This window comes from Aeromonas sp. S8(2024) (assembly GCF_041403085.1).
GTDB lineage: Bacteria > Pseudomonadota > Gammaproteobacteria > Enterobacterales > Aeromonadaceae > Aeromonas > Aeromonas dhakensis.
Genome location: NZ_JBGLRF010000009.1, coordinates 86,916 through 108,970, shown reverse-complemented (window position 1 = coordinate 108,970; position 22,055 = coordinate 86,916). Strand labels below are relative to the sequence as shown.

Here is a 22,055-nt window from a genome sequence, read left to right as displayed (position 1 = left end):
CCCCTCAGAGTAGTTGCAAATAGTCGCGTGCGGGGGAAAAACAGGGGGAATTGCCAGGCTCAGACGCTCAGGTTGAAACTCTGCGGAGTCGCCGGCTTGACCGCCTGCTGATAGCGCTGGGCGATGACCTGGTTGCGCTGCTCCATGTAGCCATTCAACACCCCGGTCTTGGCACTGCCATCGGCCTTCAAGGTGGAGTCCGGATCGGCAGAGATCAGCGCCTTGCGGGCCTGCGCCTCCTTGGCCGCGGCACTCCTTGCCACACTCAGGTCCTGGGAGGAGGGTTGTGCCGGCGCCAGTGCGGCGGCACGAACCTGCTGCATCTTGGCGATGGTGGCCCTGGGGTCGCCGGGAATGACGCTGATGTCAATGGAAACGCCGCCACCGGTGGCATAGCGCTTGCCATCCGGCCCCATGGCAAACTGGTAGGTCGGGCTGCCGGCATACTGACCGCCAGTGCTCTGATGAGCCTGCTCGTGGGTTCGCACCTCCTGATCCCTGTCTGCCAGCTCCTTGACCTGCAGCTCCTGTTTCTGCTGCTGTTCTTGTTGTTTGGGATCCTGCTGCTTGTTGCGCTGGCCGTCTTCACCGGTGGCCTCGACGAAACGGTTGTCGACGGCAGCCTGCGGGTTGCCGGTCTGGGAGCCCTCCCGTGCCTGCTGGGAGGTCTGATTGGCGTTGGCCTGAGTGGATCTGGATTTGTCTTTCTGGGAGCCGACCTCGGGCTCGGCATTGAAGGCCTCGGTCTGGCGGCTCTGGGGGATGAGGGCTGCGCGGCGATTGTCAGTACGTGCCGATTCCGTCTGCGGTTGCAGCTGGTTGGGAATGATGGTTGGCAGACTGACATTGATGTTCATGTCACACCCGGATGTCGATCAGGGTTCCCATCATGTCGCTGGCGGTCTGGATCACCTTGGCGGAGGCACCGGCCTGCACCTCGGCACTCTTGAGGTTCACCAGTTCCTCGGGCAACTGCACCTTGTCACCGCTCGGGGTGTTGAGCCTGGCGATCTGATTGGATGCCTTGTCGGCGATCTGCTCCGCACGCTGGAACCCCTGTACACCGCTGTTCAATGCAGAATCTATACGCATGACAATTCTCCTCTGACACTGGATTAATTATCCGTCACCCCAGAGGATTAATGAAGCAAATTGGCTATTTTTCAACCTACAAAATGTTCAATGATTTCAATGAACTGCTGTGGATGAGAAATAAAGGGCGCGTGTGAGGCCTTTTCCAGCACCACACTGCGGCTGGCCGGGTAGCGCTCGTCCAGCAGAGGAATGGAGGCTTTGGGCACCAGCGAATCCAGCCGGCCGTAGACCCGCAGCCAGGGCAGGTTCAACTGCACCAGCTCATCGCGCAGATCGACATCGGCCAGCAAACCGAGCCCCGCCTCCAGCGCGGCCAGCTGTGGAGCAGGACGCTCCGCCAGCCAGTGGCGCAGCTGACGGATGTCGTCTCTGGCGTGTTCGCTGCCCATGGCCTGGATCGCCAGGAAGCGTTCAATGGTCTGCTTGAAGTCCCCCGCCAACATCTGGTTGAACCCGGTCAGCACCTTGGGGGCGATCCCCGGCCACTCGCCCTGGGCCATGAAACAGGGGGAACTGGCCACCGTGATCAAGGAGTGCAGTCGCTCGGGATGGTTCAAGGCCAATTGGCTGGCCACCAGACCACCGAGGGACCAACCCAACAAATGGCACTGCTCCGGCAGGATGGCAGCAACTTGTTCCGCCAGCCAGGGCAGACTGTACTCGGCCTCACCCACCAGCGGGCTGTTGCCAAAGCCTGGCAGATCCACCAGATGGACGCGATAGCGAGCCGCCAGGGCCGGGACAATACCGTGCCAGACCGCGCCATTCATTCCCCATCCGTGCAACAGCACCAGATCGGGCCCCTGACCAAACCGCTCTACCGATACGCTCATCTAGACTCAAGATCCTGTTCACTCTGTTGGGGTCAGCATGTTAAAGCGGCTGCTCGCCAAAGCAAGTCCGATCCTCGGCAGTCATGCCGACTGGCAGGGCAGCTGCCTGCTCTGCCAGCAACCTTGCGATGCTGACCCCTTGCTGTGCAGCTGGTGCCGACAGGCCCTGCAGCAGGTTGACCACAGCTGCCGGTTGTGTGCTGCCCCCTTGCCGGCACGGGATGAAGCGCGCGAGCCGATCTGCGGTCGCTGCCAGCGCAGGCCGCCGCCCTGGGAGCGACTGCAGGTCATCGGTGACTACCGGCCACCCTACCCCATGCTGATCCCACGGCTGAAGTATTCCGGCCAGATCCTGCTGGCCCCGCTGCTCGCCAGGGTGCTGGCGGATCATCTGGATTGCCGCGAGCCGCCAGAGGCCATCATTCCGGTCCCCCTGCACTGGTGGCGCCAGTGGTGGCGTGGCTTCAACCAGGCGGAAGAGATAGCCCGCGCCCTCGGCGAGCTGACCGGCATCCCCTGCGATAATCGGCTGCTGCGCCGGGTCAGGGCAACGCCGCAGCAGACCAAGTTGAGTGCGGGCCAACGGCGGCGCAATCTGCGCGGCGCCTTCCAGATCCGCCCCCATGATTATCAGCACGTGGCGCTGCTCGATGATGTTGTCACCACGGGCGCCACCGCCGGCCACCTCACCCGCCTACTGCATGAGAGCGGAGTCACAAAGGTGGAAGTGTGGGCCATCTGTCGTACCCTCAAGCACCTCAAGTAGCCAACGGCACGCTACCCAAGCCTTGCCAACAGAGTTATCATGAATACCCTAGTCGTACACTCAGGTTTATGAGGATAGTGATGATCAGCATTTCCGACACCGCCCAGGCCCATTTCCGTAAATTGCTGGAAAAGCAGCCTGACGGCACCAATATCCGGGTGTTTGTGGTCAATCCGGGAACCCAGAATGCCGAGTGCGGCGTATCATATTGCCCACCCGACGCGGTCGATCCGGAAGATCAACACCTGCCCTTCAGCGGCTTCGACTGCATGGTCGATCCCCTGAGCGCCCCCTTCCTGGTGGATGCCACCATCGACTTCGTCACCGATCAGATGGGCTCCCAGCTCACCCTGAAAGCCCCGAACGCCAAGATGCGCAAAGTGGCCGATGACGCCCCGCTGATCGACCGTATCGAGCACGTGTTGATGTCCGAGGTGAACCCCATGCTGGCCGGTCACGGCGGCAAGGTCACCCTGGTCGAACTGACCGAGGACAAGCTGGCCATCCTGCAGTTCGGCGGTGGTTGCAACGGTTGTTCCATGGTCGATTACACCCTGAAAGAGGGGATCGAGAAGCAGCTGCTGGAGAAGTTCCCGGGCGAGCTCAACGGCGTCAAGGATGCCACCGAGCACCAGCGCGGCGATCACTCCTACTACTGATTTGCTGCCCTTGTGGTAAAGACATGCTGCAAAGAAAAGGCCCCGCCAGCTGGCGGGGCCTTTTGCATTCTGCGGCAGGCAGATTATTCGTCCTTCTTGTCTCGCGACAGTAGGGCGATGGCCGCCTCTTTCGGATTCTTGCCTTCGTACAGCACCTTGAAAATCTGTTCGCAGATGGGCATCTCGACGCCACAGCGGGCCGCCAGCAGATGCACCTCCTTGGTGTTGCGATAGCCTTCCACCACCTGACCGATCTCGGTCATGGCGGTATCGACATCCTTGCCAGCCCCGAGGGCCAGCCCGAAGCGACGGTTGCGCGACTGGTTGTCGGTACAGGTCAGCACCAGGTCCCCGAGCCCTGCCATCCCCATGAAGGTCTTGGCGTCGGCCCCGAGCGCGGCGCCCAGACGCTGCATCTCTACCAGACCGCGGGTGATGAGCGCGGTCCTGGCGTTGGCGCCAAAACCCAGCCCGTCGGAGAGACCGGCGCCGATGGCGATGACGTTCTTGACCGCCCCGCCCAGCTGCAAACCGATGAAGTCCGGATTGGTATAGACCCGGAACGAACGGCCACAGTGCAGCAGCAGGGAGAGATCGTCGGCGAAATCGTCGTGGGTCGAGGCCACCGAGATGGCGGTCGGCAAACCGGCGGCCAGCTCCTTGGCGAAGGTAGGGCCGGAGATGACCGCCAGCGGCATCTCGTCACCCAGCACTTCGCGGGCCACGTCCTGCAACAGGCGGCCGCTGTCCGGCTCCAGCCCCTTGGTGGCCCAGGCGATACGGGTATCGGGGCGCAGGAAGGGCTTGACCCGGGCCAGCACCTGGCCGAACACATGGCTCGGCACGACCAGCAGCAGTACGGGGGCGGCTTGCACCGCCTGTTGCAGATCCGCGGTCAGCTGCAGATCGGCGGGAAAGGGGACATCCGGCAAGAATGCCTTGTTGCAGCGGTCCTGTTCCAGCTCGGCGACATGGGCAGGGTCGTGACCCCACAGCAGGGTCGGATGACCGTTGCGCGCCAGAGAAATGGCAAGGGCGGAGCCATAAGACCCCGCCCCCAAGACCGAGATAGCGATCTGGTCGGCCATTATCAGGCTTCCGCAGTCGCCTGCTGGGCCTGAGCCTGTGCCATGTGCTGGGCAAACAGGGCATCGAAGTTGACCGGTGCCAGGTTCAGCTGCGGGAAGGAACCCTTGCTCACCAGGTTGGCCACCGCTTCACGGGCATACGGGAACAGGATGTTCGGGCAGAAGGCAGCCAGGCAGTGGGCCAGTTGCGGCTCCGGCAGGTTGCCGATGGTGAAGATACCGGCCTGCTGTACTTCGCACAGGAAGGCAGTCTCGGTTTCCAGCTTGCAGGTGACGGTCAGGGTCAGTACCACTTCATAGACGCTGTCGGCCAGGATGTTGGTCTTGGTGTCCATGTCCAGCTTGACGTCCGGCTGCCACTCTTTCTGGAAGATGTGCGGGGTGTTCGGCGCTTCGAAGGAGACGTCCTTGGTGTAGACGCGCTGGATGTGGAATTCCGGTTGTACTTCCTGGTTGTTGATCTCTTCAGCCATTTTGTTTGATTCCTTTTTATGAAAATAGGTGGGCGCAGGCCCTTAAATCAGCGTTTTTTGGTCACCGGCAGATTTTCTGCACGCCACTGGGCCATGCCACCGCTGAGCACATACACCTGCTTGAAGCCGGCTTTGCTCAGTTGGCGACCCGCGCCACCAGCGGTCATCCCCGACTCGCACACCACTATGATGGGGGCATCTTTATGCTTTTCAACCGGGCCCAGGTTATTGCTCTGGATCTGGCTGAGCGGCAGGTGCTGGGCACCGGCCAGATGGCCCTTGGCAAACTCTTCCTGACTGCGAATGTCCACCACGGTGGCGTTTTCACGGTTGATCAGCAGGGTGGCGGTGTGGTTGTTCACCGACTTGACCGGAGAAAAACGGGCACGCACCGTGGTGTAAACCAGAGTGCCCGCCAGGCCGAACCAGGCTGCGGTCAGCAGCGGGTTGCGGGCCGCAAAATCCAAATACTCTTGCATCTTCTACTATCCAGGGACCAAGACAAGTGCCCGAGTATACATGGGGACCCAGCCAAGATCAGCCATCTTGGCGGCAAAGCGGGAGCCGGCTCCCATCGGCTGGATGCGGGATGCGACAGCAACATAAAAAGCGGTATAGAGCAGGCCTGACCGAGGATTCGTCGTGCAATGCGACAAGCCGGCGACAAAGGAGAAACAGCTCGGCAACAGGGTGCGGGCCCCGCCGGACGGGGCTTGGCTATCAGGTGACTATTTCGGCAGATGTAGTAATATTACGCTAGTTTCACTTCCCGCAATTCATTCCTATCCGAGAGGACATAGCCTTATGTCAACAGCTAAGAAACCTTTGGTTCTGGTCATCATGGACGGTTGGGGCTACAGCACCAAGCAAGAGCACAACGCCGTCGCTGCCGCCAAGACTCCCAACCTCGACCGTCTCGCCCGTGACTACACCAGCACCCTGATCTCCGGCTCCGGCCTGGACGTGGGTCTGCCGGACGGTCAGATGGGGAACTCCGAAGTGGGCCACGTCAACATCGGCGCCGGTCGCATCGTCTATCAGGAACTGACCCGCATCTCCAAAGACATCCAGGACGGTCCCTTCTTCGAGAACGTCGAGCTGGCCAAGGCTGTTGACACTGCCGTGAGCAAGGGCAAGGCCGTCCACATCATGGGCCTGATGTCCCCGGGTGGCGTACACAGCCACGAAGAGCACATCATGGGCATGATCGAGATGGCCGCCAAGCGTGGCGCCGAGCAGATCTACTTCCACGCCTTCCTGGATGGCCGCGACGTACCGCCGCGTTCCGCCCAGTCCTCCATCGAGCTGTTCGACGCCCTGTTCGCCCGTCTGGGCAAGGGTCGCTTCGCCTCCATGATCGGCCGTTACTACGCCATGGACCGCGACAACCGCTGGGATCGCGTACAGCAAGCCTATGACCTGATGACTCAGGGCAAGGGCGAGTTCACCGCCGACAGCGCCAGCGAAGCCCTGGCCGCCGCCTATGCTCGCGACGAGAACGACGAGTTCGTCAAGGCGACCCGTATCGGCGAAGCCGCCCCCATGCAGGATGGCGATGCGCTGATCTTCATGAACTTCCGTGCCGACCGCGCCCGTGAAATCACCCGCGCCTTCGTTGACAGCGACTTCACCGGCTTCGCCCGCACCGCCACCCCGGCGCTGAACTTCGTGATGCTGACCGAGTACGCGGCCGACATCAAAACCGCCTGCGCCTACCCGCCGACCGCCCTGGTCAACACCCTGGGTGAGTGGCTGGCCAAGCAGGGCAAGACCCAGCTGCGCATCTCCGAGACCGAGAAGTACGCTCACGTCACCTTCTTCTTCAACGGCGGCGAAGAGGCCTGCTTCACTGGCGAGGATCGCGAGATCGTTGCCAGCCCGAAAGTGGCCACCTACGACCTGCAGCCGGAAATGAGCTCCGAAGAGCTGACTGATAAGCTGGTCGGCGCCATCAAGAGCGGCAAGTACGACGTCATCATCTGCAACTACCCGAACGGTGACATGGTCGGCCACACCGGCGTGTTCGATGCGGCCGTCAAAGCCTGTGAAGCCGTTGACCACTGCATCGGTCGCGTCACCGAGGCCCTGGCCGAAGTGGGTGGCGAGTGCCTGATCACCGCCGACCACGGCAACGCCGAGAAGATGATGGACGAAGAGACTGGTCAGGCCCATACCGCCCACACCAATCTGCCGGTTCCGCTCATCTACTTCGGTCGCAAGGCCGAGGTGCTGGAAGGCGGTAAACTGTCCGATCTGGCCCCCACCATGCTGACTCTTATGGGTCTGCCGGTACCACCGGAAATGACTGGCAAGCCCCTGATGATTCTGAAATAATCCTTCCCCATGCGGGGATGCGAAGTGATTTCAACCAAAACCAGTCGCGTCGGCCTGTTGGCCGGCGCGCTGTTTTTTTGTCTGTCGTTCGGGCCGGGCAAGGCCTGGGCTGCCAACCAGCAGCTGGGCGCCATGCAGTCCCAGATCAAGGAACAGCAGCAGACCATCAAGCTCAGCAAGCAGGAGCTGGCCAAGCTCAACACCCAGCTCAAGGCCGATGAGCAGGCCATCTCGGCCGCCGCCGCCAAGCTCGACCAGACCAGACAGCGGCTCAGAGAGAACCAGCAGAAGCTGGTGGGGCTGCAACAGGACAAGCTGGATCTGGAGCAGCAGGCCAGCCACCAGAAGCAGTTGCTGGCCAAACAGGCGGAGAGCGCCTTTACCGCCGGCAACCACGATTACCTCAAACTGCTGCTCAATCAGCAGGATCCGGCCAAACTGAGCCGTTCCCTCGACTACTACGACTACCTCAACAAGGCACGCATCGAGGCCATCGAAGCCCTGCGGGCCACCCGCACCAAGCTGGCCAAAAACCAGCAGGCCACCAAAGAGACCGAAAGCCGGCTGCAATCCCTGCTCACCGAACAGCAGCAACACCATCAAAGTCTGCTGGCCAGCCAGCAGAGCCGTGCCAAGGTGCGCAACCAGCTGCAGCAGTCGGTACAGGATGACGAACAGAAGCTGACCAAGCTGGTCAAGGCGGAGAAAGCGCTGAAGGCCCGGCTGGAAGAGTTGCGCCGCCAGCGGGAAGAGCAGGAGCGTCGCGAGCGGGAGCGCCTTGCCAAGCTGAAGGCGGAACAGGAGCGGCAACGCAAGCTGGCCGAACAACGCCGCGCCGAACAGGAGCGGCTCGCCGCCCAGCAGAGCAAGGCGGCCCAGCAGCAGACCGCCAGCCGGGAGAGCACCACCAGCAAGCCTGAGCGGGGCTCCGGCATCAGCAGCGCCGGTTACTACAGCGGCCTCAAGACCAATGGCAGCCTGCGCTGGCCGGTACAGGGGCCGATCCTCATCGCCTACGGCTCGCCACGCACCGCCGAGCTGAAGTGGAAGGGCACTCTGATCGGCGCCAGCGAAGGGACCCAGGTCAAGGCGGTGGCACCGGGCCAGGTGGTCTATGCCGACTGGCTGGACGGCTTCGGCATGCTGCTGGTGATCGATCACGGCCGCGGCTACATGAGCCTCTACGGTCACAACCAGTCGCTGCTGCGCCAGGTGGGCCAGAACGTGGAACAGGGTGAACCGGTGGCGCTGGTCGGTGACAGTGGCGGCCAGGACAGACCCGGCCTCTACTTCGAAATTCGCTACCAGGGCGAGGCCATCAACCCGACCAAGTGGCTGGCCAAGCGCTGACGCCAACTTGCCTCCTCCCCCGACAGCCTGCCTTGCGCAGGCTGTCATCCCTCCGGCAGCGCGCGGCGACGCGCTACCTTTGGTGAAAAATTACCTCTTTTTCAGGCTGTTCAAGGGAAGACGACCAGCCCTATCTGCTCCAGCAAGGCCTGCTGCTGATCTTCGTTGATCTGCACCCCGTGCAGATTGACCCGCCGCAGATCCAGCCCGGGCAGATCGCACTGACGCAGATCGCAGCCCTGCAGGTTGATGCGGCTCCAGTCCAGTTGGCCAAACTCGGAACCGCTGAGATCCGAGCCCGCCAGCGAGGCGCCGAACAGGTTGGCCCCCTGCCAGCGATTGCCGCTCAATTCGCATTTTTCCAGCAGACAACCCTCAAAGTTGGCGTAGCTGAAGTTGTTACCGGTGAGATGGGCTTCGCAGAAGTAGCTCTTGACGGTGATCTGGTTGGCAAAGCTGGCGCGGGAGAAGTTGATCCCCATCGCCTGGCAGTCGCGCAGCTCGAGCCCGAGGCACTGGCTGTGACTGAAGTCGGCCATGGTGAGATCGCAGCGCAGAAAACTCGCCTCGCGCAGATTGCAGCCCTGCAGCAAACAGTTCTGTTCGCTCTCCCGATCGTAGAAGCTGCAGTCAACGAAACGGCTCTCGCCGAGATCGAGCCTGGAGAAGTTGCAGCCGATGAAACGGCATCCCTGAAACTGCTCCCCAGCCAGGTCCTGCTGCTCGAAGCGCACACCCTCAAAGCACTTGGCCTTGATCATCCTGAGATTCCCCTTGTTGACGGCGTCATATGCTGACTTTGTTACAAAAAAACGGTAATGTTACACGTAACATTTGTCCCGGATCCAGAGATGAACGATACCCGCAAGCGCCGTCCCACCCTGCAGGACATAGCCGACCTGACCGGGGTCACCAAGATGACCGTCAGCCGCTACCTGCGCGACCCGCAAGCCGTGGCCGAGGGCACCCGCGAGCGGATCGCCGCCGCGGTGGAAGAGCTCGGCTACATCCCCAACCGGGCGCCGGACATTCTCTCCAACGCCACCAGCAAGGCGATCGGCATCCTGATCCCCTCCCTCTCCAACCAGGTTTTCTCCGCCGTGGTGCACGGCATCGAGTCGGTGACCCGCCCCGCCGGTTACCAGACCCTGCTGGCTCACTACGGCTACAGCCCGGAGCGGGAAGAGGAGCAGGTCGCCTCCCTGCTCTCCTATCACGTGGATGGGTTGATCCTCTCCGACAGCCAGCACACCGAGCGCACCCGCAAGATGATCGCCACCGCCGGCATCCCGGTGGTGGAGACCATGGATCTGCCGCAGAGCCCCATCGACATGGTGGTCGGCATGGATCACCGGGCAGCCGCCCGGGCCATGGTAACAGAGATGCTGCGCCGGGGCCGACGCAAGCTGGTCTATCTGGGCGCACGGCTCGACGTGCGCACCCAGCTGCGGATGGAGGGCTACTACCAGGCAATGCAGGATTTCGGCCTGAGCGGCCAGCACCTGCTGACCGAGCAATCCTCCAGCTTCACCCTTGGCGGCCAGCTGCTGGAACAGGCGCTGGTACGCTATCCCGATCTGGACGGCCTGTTCTGCACCAACGATGACCTGGCGGTGGGTGCCCTGCTGCAGTGTCAGGCCAAGTGGATACCCGTCCCCCAGCAGATCGCCATCGCCGGCAGCAACGCCCTCGACATCGGCCACGCCATGACCCCCAAGCTGGCCAGTATCGTCACGCCGCGCAAGGAGATCGGCCGTGCGGCCGCCACCATGCTGCTGGCCCGCCTCAACGGCCAGCCGCTGGCCGACACCCGGCTCGACATGGGCTTCTCCCTGTACGAAGGTGACAGCCTGGGCTGAGGTCCAGATCCCCGCCATTCAGCCATAACAGAGCAGGCCACCCGAGGGTGGCCTGCTTGCTTGGCAAACGGAAGGTCCGGCTCACGCCGGCGTCAAATCAGGATGCGACCAGGGCGACGGCTTCGCGGGAGAGGCGGGTCACCTCTTCCCAGTTACCGTTCTTCACAGCCTCTGCCGGCAGCATCCAGGAGCCGCCGACGGTGGCGACGCACTTGAGCGCCAGGTAGTCGGCCACGTTTTTCGGGCCGATACCGCCGGTGGGGCAGAACTTCACCTGGGGCAGCGGCGCGGCGATGGCGGCCAGCGCCTTGGTGCCGCCGTTCGCCTCGGCCGGGAAGAATTTGAGGTGGTCGTAGCCCGCTTCCAGCGCCTGCATCACTTCGGACGGGGTGGCCACGCCCGGGATCAGCGGCGCCGTGCTCTTGGCCGCGTGGGCCAGCAGGGCCGGGGTCATCCCCGGGGAGATGACGAAGCGGGCACCAGCGGCCACGGCGGCATCAAACTGCGCGCAGTTGAGCACGGTACCGGCACCGACCATGGCCTCCGGCATCGCCTTGGCGATAAGGGCGATCGCATCGAGTGCCACCGGGGTGCGCAGGGTGATTTCGAACACCGAGATGCCGCCGGCCAGCAGCGCCTTGGCCATCGGCAGGGCCTGCTCCAGCTCATTGATGACCATCACGGGTACCAGCGGGGAGGCGGCAAACACCTCGGCAGGGGTCACTTTCCAGTTCTGCATAGCTCTTCCTTAGTCAAAGATGGTGGCGCCGCACTCGGCGCTCGATACCGCGCGACGCATCACGCTGAACAGTTCACGGCCCCACCCCTCTTGTTCCAGGGTGAGGTCGATCTCGGCCTGGGTACGGCCACTCAAATCGGTCAGGCAGTCGAGGCTGCCGGTTACCGCGTCCACCCGCAGCAAGTCGCCATCGGCAAGCAGGCCAATGGCCCCGCCGTGCAGCGCCTCCGGGGTGACGTGGATGGCGGCCGGGATCTTGCCGGAGGCGCCGGAGAGACGGCCATCGGTGACCAGCGCCACCTTGTGACCCGCCTTCTGCAGGTTGCCGAGCACCGGCATCAGCTTGTGCAGCTCCGGCATGCCGTTGGCGGCAGGGCCATTGTGACGCACCACGATGACGGCGTCCTGATTGAGATCCCCCGCCTTGTAGGCCGCTTCCACCGCATGCTGGGAGGAGAAGACCCGGGCCGGAGCTTCAATCACCCGATATTCGGGAGCCACGGCGGAGACCTTGACCACGGCGCGGCCCAGATTGCCGGAGAGCAGCTTGGTGCCGCCGGTGGCCTGGAACCGGCTACCGGAAGGCGACAATACACTCGCATCACCGCTCTCGCCCACCGGCTGCCATACCAGCTTGCCATCCACCAGTGCCGGGCGGCTGAGGTAATCCTGCATCTCGCCGAAGACCGGGGTGGCATCCAGGTGGATCAGCCCCTCTTGTGCCAGCCGGCGCATCAGGCCGGGCACGCCACCCGCCTGCTCGAAGGCGTTCACGTCGGCCGGGCCGTTCGGGTACATGCGTACCAACAGCGGCACCACGTCGGAGAGATCGCTGATGTCGTCCCAGGTCAGCACCAGACCGGCGGCGCGGGCCAGCGCCACCATGTGGATGCTGTGGTTGGTGCTGCCGCCGGAGGCGAGCAGGGCCACCAGCCCGTTGACCAGGGAGCGCTCGTCGATCACCGCACTCAGGGGGCGATAGGCCGGGGAACCCGGGATCATGGCGCTGATGCGGCGGGCCGCCTCTTCGGTGAGGGCGTGGCGCAGCTCGCTGTGCGGGTGCACGAAGGCAGAGCCCGGCAGCATCAGGCCCATGGCCTCGAACACCAGCTGGTTGGTGTTGGCGGTGCCGTAGAAGGTGCAGGTGCCCGCCGCATGGTAGGCGCCGCACTCCATCTGCAGCAGGGCGTCGCGGCCTACTTCGCCGGCGGCGTACTGCTGGCGCACCTTCACCTTCTCGTCGTTGCTGATGCCGCTCGCCATCGGGCCGGCCGGCACGAAGGCGGTGGGCAGATGAGCGTGGGAGAGCGCTCCCATGATCTGGCCCGGCGCTATCTTGTCGCAGATGCCGAGCAGCAGGGTGGCATCGAAGGTGTTGTGGGAGAGCGACAGCGCGGTCGCCTGGGCGATGAGATCGCGCGAAAACAGGGACATGTCCATCCCCGGCTGGCCCTGGGTCACGCCGTCACACATGGCGGGCACGCCGCCGGCCACCTGGGCGCTGTGGCCGATCTCGGCCAGCGCGGCCTTGATGATGTCCGGATAGCCCTGATAGGGCTGATGGGCGCTCAGCATGTCGTTGTAGGCGGTGACGATGCCGACGTTGGCGCGGGTCATGTCGAGGATGCGCCCCTTCTCGTCACAGCTGGAGGCGGCCACGGCGTGGGCCAGGTTGCCACAGGCCAGCGCGGCGCGGGTCTTGCCCTGATCGGCCTGACGCTGGATGCGGGCCAGGAAGGCCTGGCGACGGGCGGCACTGCGCTCGCGAATGCGGGCGGTGACGCTGGAAATAACCTGATGGATCATTGGGCTTGCTCCAATGCGGTGACGGCGCGATCAACCACCTGTTCGAAGGTGCCGTCGATATCGATGTGGAATACACCGGCTTCGCCGTCCGGGCGCTCCAGGGTATCGAACTGACTTTGTACCATGCTTTCGCGCATGAAGTGGCCCTTGCGGGCCCGCATCCGCTCGAGGATCAGCGGCTGGCTGCCGTCAAGGAAGAGGAAGCTGACCGACTCGTTGCCCTCGCGGATCTGGTCGCGATACTGCTTCTTGAGGGCCGAGCAGACGATGACGCCCACCTCGTTCTTCTGCTCCAGGCTGTAGGCCGCGTCGCGGATCCGCTCCAGCCAGGGGGCGCGGTCCTCGTCGTTGAGGGGGTTGCCACCGGCCATCTTCTGGATGTTGGCCCTGGGGTGCAGATCATCACCGTCGATGAACTTGGCGCCCAGCACGCTGGCCACCTTGAGGCCCACGCTGGACTTGCCGCTACCACACACACCCATCACGATAATGCTCTTACCCGCCATTGTTTGACCTCTATCTCATTTTTCAAAAAACGTGCTGCCGATGGGTTCTAACTTAGCACGTTACCGGTAACATGTTACCGGTAACAACAAGAATTGTGAAGTCTGCCACAGACTGAGCGCACTCATAGTCACCTGGGCAAGCGAGTTTGAGCCCTGGCCATAAATCTAAATAAATCATAAAGATATGGTCTGCCGATGGATCGGCAGGGTGTCGATACTGAACTTGGAACAAGGAATGCACAACAATGTCTGACCTCTCCCTGATCATGACGGCCGCCGGCTCCATCGTGCTGCTGCTCTTTCTGGTGATGAAGGCCCGCCTGCACGCGGTCGTCTCCCTCATCCTGGTCTCCATGGTGGCGGGGCTCGCCGCCGGCATGAACCCGGCCGACATCGCCGCCACCATCCAGAAAGGGATGGGCGGCACCCTCGGTTTCGTCGCCGTTGTGGTGGCACTGGGTGCCATGTTCGGCAAGGTGATGGAAGTCACCGGCGCCCTCGACCGGGTGGCCCACACCCTGCTCGGCAAGTTCGGCGTCAAGCGCGCCAACTGGGCCATGGCGTTGACCGGCTTCGTCTGCGCACTGCCGCTCTTCTTCGATGTGGCCGTGGTGCTGCTGATCGGCGTCGCCTTCGCCATCGTCCGCCGCGGTGGCGGCAGCGTGGTGAAGATCGGCATCGCCCTGCTGGCGGGCATCGCCACCTGCCAGGCCTTCCTGATCCCGGCACCGGGCCCCATCCTGGTGGCCTCCCAGCTGGGGGCCGACTTCGGCTACATGATCCTGTTCGGCCTGATCGCCGCCGTTCCTGCCCTGATCCTGGCCGGCCCGCTGTTTGGCGAGCTGATCAGCAAGGTGGTGGACGTGCCGCTGCCGGCCGACGCCCAGAGCAGCGCCCATGACGACGGCCAGAACCTGCCCTCCTTCGGGCTGGCCATGGGCCTCATCGGCCTGCCGCTGCTGCTGATCGGTCTCAAGACCATAGTCGGCCGCTTCGTCGAGGCCGGTACGCCCCTGCACGGCTGGCTGGAGTTCATCGGCCACCCCTTCACCGCCATCATGGTCGCCTGCCTGGCCGCCTTCTACCTGCTGGGGATCCGTCGCGGCATGTCCCGTGACGAGGTGATGAGCGTCTGCAACAGCGCCATCCAGCCGGCCGGCGTCATCATCCTGGTGACCGGTGCCGGTGGCGTGTTCAAGCAGGTGCTGGTGGATTCCGGTGTGGGCGCCGCCCTCGGCAACATGCTGGCGGACTCCGGCCTGCCCATCGTCGCGCTGGCCTTCATCCTGGCGGCCGCAGTACGGGTCATTCAGGGTTCCGCCACCGTCGCCATGCTGACCGCCTGCGGCCTGGTGCTGCCGATGTTGGAGCCGCTCGGCCTGAACGGCGCCCAGCTGGCGGCGGTCACCATCGCCATCGGCGGCGGGGCCATAGTGCTCTCCCACGTCAATGACTCCGGCTTCTGGCTGGCCAACCGCTACCTAGGTCTCACCGAGAAGCAGACCCTGCAAACCTGGACCGTAATGGAAACCATCATCGGCACCACGGGCGGCGTGATGGCCATGCTGATCTACAGCTTCCTCTGATCGCGACCGTGCAGAAAAAGGCCTCCGATGTGAGGCCTTTTTCATCTTTATGACGATTCTTTCTTTGGCTAACAGGGCGAGATTGCTAGAATCGCCTATCCATCGCTCCGAGTGGAACGCTTAACGCAGTGATTTCAGGTTTCTCTATGCATTCATCGGCACATTATCGACAGCTGCTGGCGCGCCTGCCCCAGATCGCCGTCGCCGCAGACCAGTTTGAAGTGCTCAGCAGCGCCAAGGACTTCAAGAGCCGGATCCTTTCGCTCATCGCCAGCGCGACTCGCCGCATCTATCTGGTGGCGCTCTATCTGCAGGATGACGAGGCGGGACGGGAGATCCTCGCCGCCCTCTATGCCGCCAAACAGCGCAACCCGGCCCTCGACGTCAAGGTGTTCGTCGACTTCCACCGTGCCCAGCGCGGCCTGATCGGCAAGGGCAAGCAAGGTGGCAACCACCTGATGTATCAGGAGATGGCCGCTCGCCATGAGCACCAGATCGCCATCTATGGCGTGCCGGTGAAAGGGCGTGAACTGCTCGGAGTGCTGCACCTCAAGGGGTTCATCTTCGATGACACCCTGCTCTACTCCGGTGCCAGCCTCAACGACATCTACCTGCACCAGCAGGATCGCTACCGTTTCGACCGTTATCACCAGATCACCAGCCCGGAGCTGACCCGCAGCATGGTCAACTACGTGGATGACCTGTTCCTGCGCAGCGAGGCGGTGCAGCGACTGGATCGCACCGACATCCCCAGCGCCAAGCAGCTGAAGGGACCGATCCGTCGCTTCAAGCACAACCTGCGCCTCGGCCAGTACCGCTTCGACACCATGCCGGTCAACAGCCAGGAGGTGGCCATCACCCCGATGAGCGGCCTGGGTAAGCGCGGCAACCAGCTCAACAAGATGATCCGCACCCTGGTGCGGGCCACCGAGCGGGAGATCTTCATCTGCACCCCCTACTTCAACCCGCCCAAGGAGTTGAACAAGGATATCGAGGCCCTGCTCAAGCGCGGCTGCAAGGTGACGATCGTGGTGGGCGACAAGACTGCCAACGACTTCTTCATTCCGCCGGAGGAGAAATTCTCCACCATCGGCGGTCTGCCCTATCTGTACGAGACCAACCTGCGCAAGTTCGCCGAGCGCAACCAGCATCACATCGATGCCGGCCGTCTCAACCTGATGCTCTGGTGCTGCGAGCGCAACTCCTACCACCTCAAGGGGATCTTCGTGGATGACGAGTGGGCCCTGCTCACCGGCAACAACCTCAATCCCCGCGCCTGGGCGCTGGATCTGGAGAACGGCCTGCTGGTCTACGATCGCCGCCACCTGCTGCGGCCCCAGTTCAACGCCGAGCGCGAGAACATCCTGACCAACACCAAGCGCATCAGCCACTTCGATCAGATCGAGCAGATCCAGGACTACCCGGATCAGGTGCGCAAGCTGCTGGCCCGGATCCACAGGGTCAAGGCCCATATCCTGCTCAAGCGCATCATCTGACCGGCGCGCATCGCGACCTCGGGTATCCTCACAAGGGCCTGCCACATCTCGGCAGGCCTTTTTCATTCCTGCCCCCGAGCCCCGCTGACCTCCACCAACCGCGCAACGCGGCTTGCGTCGGGACGGCAATAAACCCTATCATCTGGACATATTTACAGTGTTTTCGGGCATCTAATTGATGAAATTGGATAAAATCTCCCTCGACAACCTCAAGGGCGTCGGCAGCAAGATGCAGGAAAAGCTCGAGCGGCTGGGGCTGGCCACAGTGCAGGATCTGCTGTTCCACCTCCCCCTGCGCTACGAGGACCGCACCCAGGTGTGGCCCATCGGCGATCTGCCGCCCGGCCTGCACGGCGCCGTCGAGGGGGAGATCCAGGACACCCAGCTGGTGATGGGGCGTCGCCGCATGCTGGTCTGCCGCATCAGCGATGGCACCGGCACCCTCACCCTGCGCTTCTTCAACTTCACCGCCGCCCAGAAGAACAGCCTGAGCCCGGGCCGGCTGATGCGCTGCTTCGGCGAGGTGCGCCCCGGCAAGTACGGGCTGGAGATGGCCCACCCCGAGTACAAGCTGCTCGGCGAGGAGCAGGCCGGCCAGACCGAAGAGGCGCTCACCCCCGTCTACTCGACCACCGAGGGGCTGCGCCAGCTCACCCTGCGCAGCCTCACCGATCAGGCACTGGCCCAGCTCGACCTCTACGGCGTGGAGGAGCTGCTGCCAGCCGGCCTCTATCCCCAGCAGATCGATCTGGCCGCGGCCCTGAAACTGCTGCACCGTCCGCCCCCCTCGGTGGCGCTGGCCCTGCTCGAGAGCGGTCAGCACCCGGCCCAGCAGCGGCTGGTGCTGGAAGAGCTGCTGGCCCACAACCTCTCGGTCTTGAAGGTGCGGGCCCAGGCACAGACCCAGCTGGCCCGCGCCCTCAAGCCGGCCCCGGCGCTGGTGGAACAGCTGCTCGGAGCCCTGCCGTTCACCCCCACCGGTGCCCAGAACCGGGTGGTGGCGGAGATCGGCCGGGATCTGCAACAGAGCCACCCCATGATGCGGCTGGTACAGGGGGACGTGGGCTCAGGTAAAACGCTGGTCGCGGCGCTGGCCGCCCTGCAGGCCATCGGCAACGGCTGTCAGGTGGGGCTGATGGCACCGACCGAGCTGCTGGCCGAGCAGCACGCCATCAACTTTGCCAAGTGGCTGGAACCGCTCGGCATCGGGGTCGGCTGGCTGGCGGGCAAGCAGAAGGGCAAGGCACGAGAAGAAGCCCTGGCTGCCATCGCCGATGGCAGCGTCAAGATGGTGGTGGGCACCCACGCCATCTTCCAGGAGCAGGTGGTGTTCCAGCGCCTCGCCCTGGTCATCATCGATGAACAGCACAGATTCGGCGTGCATCAGCGCCTTGCCCTGCGGGAGAAAGGAGAGCGGGAGGGGGTACATCCCCACCAGCTCATCATGACCGCCACCCCCATCCCCCGCACCCTGGCGATGACCGCCTATGCCGACCTCGATACCTCCATCATCGACGAGCTGCCGCCGGGCCGTACCCCCATCACCACTGTGGCGCTGCCGGACAGCCGCCGCAAGGACGTGATCGAACGGGTCAGACTGGCCTGCGAGGAGGGCAAGCAGGCCTACTGGGTCTGCACCCTGATCGAGGAGTCGGAGGTACTGGAGTGCCAGGCCGCCGAGGACACCGCCGCAGAGCTGCAGAACCTGCTGCCCGGCCTGCATATCGGGCTGGTACACGGCCGGATGCGACCGGTCGAGAAACAGCGGGTGATGGAGGAGTTCAAGGCAGGCATACTGCAACTGCTGGTCGCCACCACCGTCATCGAGGTGGGGGTGGACGTGCCCAACGCCAGCCTGATGATCATCGAAAACCCGGAACGACTGGGGCTGGCGCAACTGCACCAGCTGCGTGGCCGGGTCGGGCGCGGCTCGGTGGCCTCCCACTGCGTGCTGCTCTATCATGCTCCCTTGTCCAAGACGGCCCAGAGCCGGCTCGGAGTGCTGCGGGAGACCAACGACGGCTTCCTCATCGCCCAGCGCGATCTGGAGCTGCGCGGCCCGGGCGAACTGCTCGGCACCCGCCAGACCGGTCTGGCCGACCTCAAGATCGCCGATCTGGTGCGGGATCAACCGCTCATCCCGCAGGTGCAGAAGATGGCGCGCTTCTTGATGGACCGCCACCCAGATCATGTCGAGCCCTTGATACGACGCTGGCTCGGCCTGCGGGATCACTACTCCAATGCCTGACCAAGGCAGAGGCAGAAGATGGGCACATGCCTGATGGATAGACACCCAGGCCATGTCGAACCCTTGATCCGCCGCTGGCTCGGTCTGCGGGATCACGCTGCCAACGCCTGATCACTCAACCAATACAGGAGGAAAGCACTGATGAATTCCTGGCTGCGCGGCCTGCTCTACACCCTTGCCTTCCTGTTGCTGTTTGTCTGGGTCGGGCTCGGCCTGTTCGACGCCGAGCGGGCCAAGGGGCCCATCGCCGGCTGGCTCAGCCAGCAGACTGGCGTACCCGTCACCATAGGCCGACTGGTGTTCAACCCGCTTCACCCCTACACCCTGCTGGCAGAGCAGGTGAGTTACGGCAACGCCGTGACCCTCGACAAGATCTATCTCGAGATAGAGAGCATCGACTGGCTGAGCCGGGACGTGCGCATCGCCCATCTCGACCTCATTCGCCCGGCCATCAAGCTGCCGCTGCCCAATCAGCTGCCGATCCTGCCGGTACATTCCCTCACCATCGCCGACAGCACCATCGACCGGCTCAGCCTGGAGAGCGACGGGCTGACCCTGCGCGGCCTCAACGCCACCCTGAGCGACTGGCAGCTGCTCAATCCGGTGCGACCGCCCCAGGCCAACCTGACCCTCAACATCACTGAGCTGGCGACCCCGGCCTGGGCCCTCTCCCGCCTCAACCTGGCCGGTCGGCTGGAGGGGCAGGTGCTGAGCACCGACAAGCTGACCGCCAACCTGTTCGACGGTCTGCTCGAGACCGGCATGGTGCTCGACTGGCCCGCCCGCAGCCTGCGGCTGAACAACCTCAAGAGCCAGGGCATGCGCATCGAGTGGGGCACCCTCGCCAAAGTCGAATCTCCCCTGCGCCAGGTCAGCCTGGATCTCGGCCAGATCCGGGATCTCAGCTTCAACGACATCGAGCAGGAGCTGGCCCTCAACAACCTCAGCGGCCAGCTGACCGCCTTCAACTGGCAGGCCGGCAGCACGCCCAGCGGCTACTTCTCGGGAACCCTCGGCGATCTCGGCCGTGGCCTGTTCCAGCTGGAGGCCATTCAGGGCAAGGTCGCCTTCTCGCCCCAGCAGCTGGATGCCGAGCTGCAGGGCAAGGCCTATGAAGGGGAGTTCAACCTGGAGCTCTCCTTCGATCCCCTGCAGCAGAAGCTGACCCTGAAGGACATGGCGCTGAGCGGCATGGACATCAGCCTGCCGGAAGGGTGGTGGCAGGATTGGCAGAGCTGGCGCCCGCAGCAGATCGACATCCGCAAGCTGGCCTTCGACAAGCTCAAGGTGCTCTCCTTCGACGATACCCTGCCCCTCTCCCTGACCGGCTGGCAGCTCTATCTGACCGACCTCAGCCTGCGCGGCAATCAGCCAGGGCCGCTGCTGGGCCGAGCCCGCCTCGAGAGCGCCTGGTTCGAGCTGGTGTGGGACGGCCTCAGCGCCCGCAACGGCGAGCTGGATGGCGAGCTGAGTGCCGGCTCCTGGCAGCTCAACAAGCTCACCAGCTCGCTGCCGGATGAGGGCAGCCTCAGCCTGAGCGGCCAGTGGGGACGCGAGCCGGGCCAGACCAGTCGGTTGCAGCTCAAGGGCGAGAAGCTGGATCTGGTGCAGTGGGGCAAGATCCTCCACTCCCCCGTCTCCTTCGCCGGCAAGCTGGATCTGAGCGCCGATCTGCAGGCGCTGCACGGCGGCACCCCGGGCGCCTGGCGCAGCTCCCTGCAGGGGAATTTTGCCCTCGATGCCACCGAACCCTTCTGGGACAAGGTGAAGATAGATCCGCTGCTGGATCAGTGGTTCAAGCAGGCGGCGGCGCCGACCCTCACCCCTGCCGAGCTCTGGCAGGCGATGCAGGAGGGCGACACCCCCTTCTATCGCATCAAGCTGCAGGGCAAGGTGGCCCAGGGCCAGCTGAAGATCGAGCAGGCCGGCGCTTCCACCATCACCCACCTGCTGGGGCTGCAGGGCAGCGTCGATCTGGTCAATGAGCAGTGGCAGCTGGATCTGGGCGTTCTCAACGGCCAGCACTGCGCCGAGCTGCTCGGTCAGTGGCGCGGGCCGCTCGCCGAGCCGACCCTCAGCTGGGGCTTCCAGCAAAAACCGGACGGCTGTGGCTGGGAGACAGGGGTGCGCTACCCGCCCCAGGGCAACGGCAGCCCGCTCTGGCGACCGGCGCCGAAGGCCCCGGCCACACAGGCGGCCAATGGCTAGCCGATAAAAAGCAACAAGGCCTCGTGATGAGGCCTTGTTGTTTGATGGGAGCCCGCGCGCCGCTACTGACCCGGCCGCTTGACCGGCTGCACCACGTAGTGACCGAGGAACTCGGCGGCCAGCTTGTCGCCGCTGAACAGCTTGATCTTGAGGCTGAACTTGGCGGACTCACCGGCCTTGAGCGGCTCGAGCACGGCAGGCATGCCTTCGCGGGCCACCCGCGCCTCCGGCTCCTCCTTGACCGGCCGGTAGTACTTGATGTTGCCCTCCGCCAGCACAGTATCCCCCACCAGCCCCGCCTCCTTGAGCTGCAACCAGATGAGGCCCCAACCCGCCAGCACGCACTGGCTGTAGATGCTGCCGGCGAACATGGTGTCATGTACGTTGAGGTTGGCCGCCAGATTGGCCTTGAGGTGGAAGGTCTGACCGTCGTAGTGGGTGATGTGCACCCCCATCTTCTCGCTGATGGGAATGCCCTGCGACCAGCGGGTGGTGAGATCCTGGCACCACTCGGGGCGGTACTGGATGGTCTGCAGCGGGCTCAGAGACTTGATCATCTGGCGGTGCGGAATGCGGCCGAAGGAGACGGGACCTTCCCCCACCTCCAGAAAGCCGCACTTGCGGTAGAACTCCACCGCCTCCTGGCGGGCATTCATCACCAGTCGCTTCACCTTCTCGCTGCAGGCCAGCTGTTCGAGATCCTGCACCATGCGGGCACCCAGCCCCTGACCGCGAAATTCGGGGCGCAGCGCCATGAAGCGGATCTGCGCCTCGTCACCGCCGACAAACAGCCGCCCCACCGCGATGGGTGTGCCATCGGGGGCCAGCATCAGCCGGTGAATGGCGACGGTGTCGTATTCGTCCCGCTCGGAACCGAGAGGCAGATTGAAGGGTTTACGCAGCAGTTCCCAGCGCAACTGGTAGTAGGCATCCAGTTCGGCGTCGGTTTGAGGAGTGACTACCCGGTACATAAAGCGATCCTTGAGTTGGCGCCGACGGACAGAGTGAA

Annotated in this window: 20 protein-coding genes; 9 read left to right on the top strand and 11 right to left on the bottom strand. The window is 63.8% G+C overall.

What is annotated here, in order from left to right; genetic code table 11:
• Positions 1 to 59 precede the first annotated feature (59 nt).
• From ACB031_RS19235 to bioH, 3 genes are all read right to left on the bottom strand, one after another.
• A complete protein-coding gene (locus ACB031_RS19235) occupies positions 60 to 857 on the bottom strand; it encodes a putative metalloprotease CJM1_0395 family protein (RefSeq protein WP_017778594.1) in 798 nt (265 codons plus the stop codon).
• Position 858: 1 nt separating this feature from the next.
• A complete protein-coding gene (locus ACB031_RS19230) occupies positions 859 to 1,092 on the bottom strand; it encodes a flagellar basal body rod C-terminal domain-containing protein (RefSeq protein ID WP_005307918.1) in 234 nt (77 codons plus the stop codon).
• 71 nt (positions 1,093 to 1,163) lie between these two features.
• Positions 1,164 to 1,928, bottom strand: coding sequence for a pimeloyl-ACP methyl ester esterase BioH (gene bioH / locus ACB031_RS19225; protein WP_267996344.1), 765 nt, complete (start codon positions 1,926 to 1,928; stop codon positions 1,164 to 1,166).
• 37 nt (positions 1,929 to 1,965) lie between these two features.
• On the opposite strand from bioH, the gene ACB031_RS19220 reads away from it, so the two are divergent.
• Both ACB031_RS19220 and nfuA read left to right on the top strand, forming a co-directional pair.
• Positions 1,966 to 2,694 (top strand): ComF family protein, encoded by a 729-nt coding sequence (locus ACB031_RS19220; protein WP_005307894.1) that lies wholly within the window; start codon positions 1,966 to 1,968, stop codon positions 2,692 to 2,694.
• Between the two features lie 80 nt (positions 2,695 to 2,774).
• Positions 2,775 to 3,353: a Fe-S biogenesis protein NfuA gene (nfuA, locus tag ACB031_RS19215; protein ID WP_371140081.1), complete on the top strand. Its 579-nt coding sequence runs from the start codon at positions 2,775 to 2,777 to the stop codon at positions 3,351 to 3,353.
• 83 nt (positions 3,354 to 3,436) lie between these two features.
• On the opposite strand, the gene gpsA is transcribed toward nfuA, so the two are convergent.
• The 3 genes from gpsA to ACB031_RS19200 are packed head-to-tail and all read right to left on the bottom strand — an operon-like array spanning position 3,437 to position 5,393.
• On the bottom strand, positions 3,437 to 4,441 hold the full coding sequence (gene gpsA / locus ACB031_RS19210) for an NAD(P)H-dependent glycerol-3-phosphate dehydrogenase (RefSeq protein WP_005307887.1): 1,005 nt from the start codon (positions 4,439 to 4,441) through the stop codon (positions 3,437 to 3,439).
• Positions 4,442 to 4,443: 2 nt separating this feature from the next.
• A complete protein-coding gene (secB, locus tag ACB031_RS19205) occupies positions 4,444 to 4,914 on the bottom strand; it encodes a protein-export chaperone SecB (protein WP_005307878.1) in 471 nt (156 codons plus the stop codon).
• A 47-nt stretch (positions 4,915 to 4,961) separates the two neighbouring features.
• Positions 4,962 to 5,393, bottom strand: a complete 432-nt coding sequence (locus tag ACB031_RS19200; protein ID WP_005307875.1) for a rhodanese-like domain-containing protein — start codon at positions 5,391 to 5,393, stop codon at positions 4,962 to 4,964.
• 325 nt (positions 5,394 to 5,718) lie between these two features.
• On the opposite strand from ACB031_RS19200, the gene gpmM reads away from it, so the two are divergent.
• A complete protein-coding gene (gpmM, locus tag ACB031_RS19195) occupies positions 5,719 to 7,248 on the top strand; it encodes a 2,3-bisphosphoglycerate-independent phosphoglycerate mutase (protein ID WP_025202381.1) in 1,530 nt (509 codons plus the stop codon).
• A 9-nt stretch (positions 7,249 to 7,257) separates the two neighbouring features.
• Entirely contained in the window at positions 7,258 to 8,598 is a 1,341-nt protein-coding gene (locus tag ACB031_RS19190) for a peptidoglycan DD-metalloendopeptidase family protein (protein ID WP_017788649.1), read from the top strand.
• Positions 8,599 to 8,708: 110 nt separating this feature from the next.
• Here the strand turns inward: ACB031_RS19190 and ACB031_RS19185 are convergent, their stop codons facing one another.
• A complete protein-coding gene (locus tag ACB031_RS19185; RefSeq protein ID WP_017778597.1) occupies positions 8,709 to 9,359 on the bottom strand; it encodes a Qnr family pentapeptide repeat protein in 651 nt (216 codons plus the stop codon).
• Between the two features lie 90 nt (positions 9,360 to 9,449).
• Between ACB031_RS19185 and ACB031_RS19180 the strand changes: the two genes are divergently transcribed.
• The gene (locus ACB031_RS19180; protein WP_005307868.1) at positions 9,450 to 10,457 is read left to right on the top strand and encodes a substrate-binding domain-containing protein; all 1,008 of its coding nucleotides are present in this window, start codon (positions 9,450 to 9,452) and stop codon (positions 10,455 to 10,457) included.
• 97 nt (positions 10,458 to 10,554) lie between these two features.
• On the opposite strand, the gene ACB031_RS19175 is transcribed toward ACB031_RS19180, so the two are convergent.
• The 3 genes from ACB031_RS19175 to ACB031_RS19165 are packed head-to-tail and all read right to left on the bottom strand — an operon-like array spanning position 10,555 to position 13,508.
• Positions 10,555 to 11,196, bottom strand: coding sequence for a bifunctional 4-hydroxy-2-oxoglutarate aldolase/2-dehydro-3-deoxy-phosphogluconate aldolase (locus ACB031_RS19175; protein WP_371140080.1), 642 nt, complete (start codon positions 11,194 to 11,196; stop codon positions 10,555 to 10,557).
• 9 nt (positions 11,197 to 11,205) lie between these two features.
• Positions 11,206 to 13,002 carry a phosphogluconate dehydratase gene (gene edd, locus ACB031_RS19170; protein WP_371140079.1) on the bottom strand — a complete coding sequence of 599 codons (1,797 nt, stop codon included), beginning with the start codon at positions 13,000 to 13,002 and terminating at the stop codon, positions 11,206 to 11,208.
• Positions 12,999 to 13,508, bottom strand: coding sequence for a gluconokinase (locus tag ACB031_RS19165; protein ID WP_005307862.1), 510 nt, complete (start codon positions 13,506 to 13,508; stop codon positions 12,999 to 13,001). The genes edd and ACB031_RS19165 overlap by 4 nt, the downstream gene beginning before the upstream one ends.
• A 245-nt stretch (positions 13,509 to 13,753) precedes the next feature.
• On the opposite strand from ACB031_RS19165, the gene gntU reads away from it, so the two are divergent.
• From gntU to ACB031_RS19145, 4 genes are all read left to right on the top strand, one after another.
• Complete coding sequence (gntU, locus tag ACB031_RS19160) at positions 13,754 to 15,094, top strand: gluconate transporter (RefSeq protein ID WP_214454437.1); 1,341 nt, start codon at positions 13,754 to 13,756, stop codon at positions 15,092 to 15,094.
• Positions 15,095 to 15,240: 146 nt separating this feature from the next.
• The gene (gene pssA / locus ACB031_RS19155; RefSeq protein ID WP_005307852.1) at positions 15,241 to 16,590 is read left to right on the top strand and encodes a CDP-diacylglycerol--serine O-phosphatidyltransferase; all 1,350 of its coding nucleotides are present in this window, start codon (positions 15,241 to 15,243) and stop codon (positions 16,588 to 16,590) included.
• Positions 16,591 to 16,768: 178 nt separating this feature from the next.
• On the top strand, positions 16,769 to 18,838 hold the full coding sequence (gene recG / locus ACB031_RS19150; protein ID WP_371140078.1) for an ATP-dependent DNA helicase RecG: 2,070 nt from the start codon (positions 16,769 to 16,771) through the stop codon (positions 18,836 to 18,838).
• 141 nt (positions 18,839 to 18,979) lie between these two features.
• The gene (locus tag ACB031_RS19145; protein WP_371140077.1) at positions 18,980 to 21,046 is read left to right on the top strand and encodes an AsmA-like C-terminal region-containing protein; all 2,067 of its coding nucleotides are present in this window, start codon (positions 18,980 to 18,982) and stop codon (positions 21,044 to 21,046) included.
• 62 nt (positions 21,047 to 21,108) lie between these two features.
• Here the strand turns inward: ACB031_RS19145 and ACB031_RS19140 are convergent, their stop codons facing one another.
• Positions 21,109 to 22,017, bottom strand: a complete 909-nt coding sequence (locus ACB031_RS19140) for a bifunctional GNAT family N-acetyltransferase/hotdog fold thioesterase (RefSeq protein WP_005307835.1) — start codon at positions 22,015 to 22,017, stop codon at positions 21,109 to 21,111.
• Positions 22,018 to 22,055: the final 38 nt, after the last annotated feature.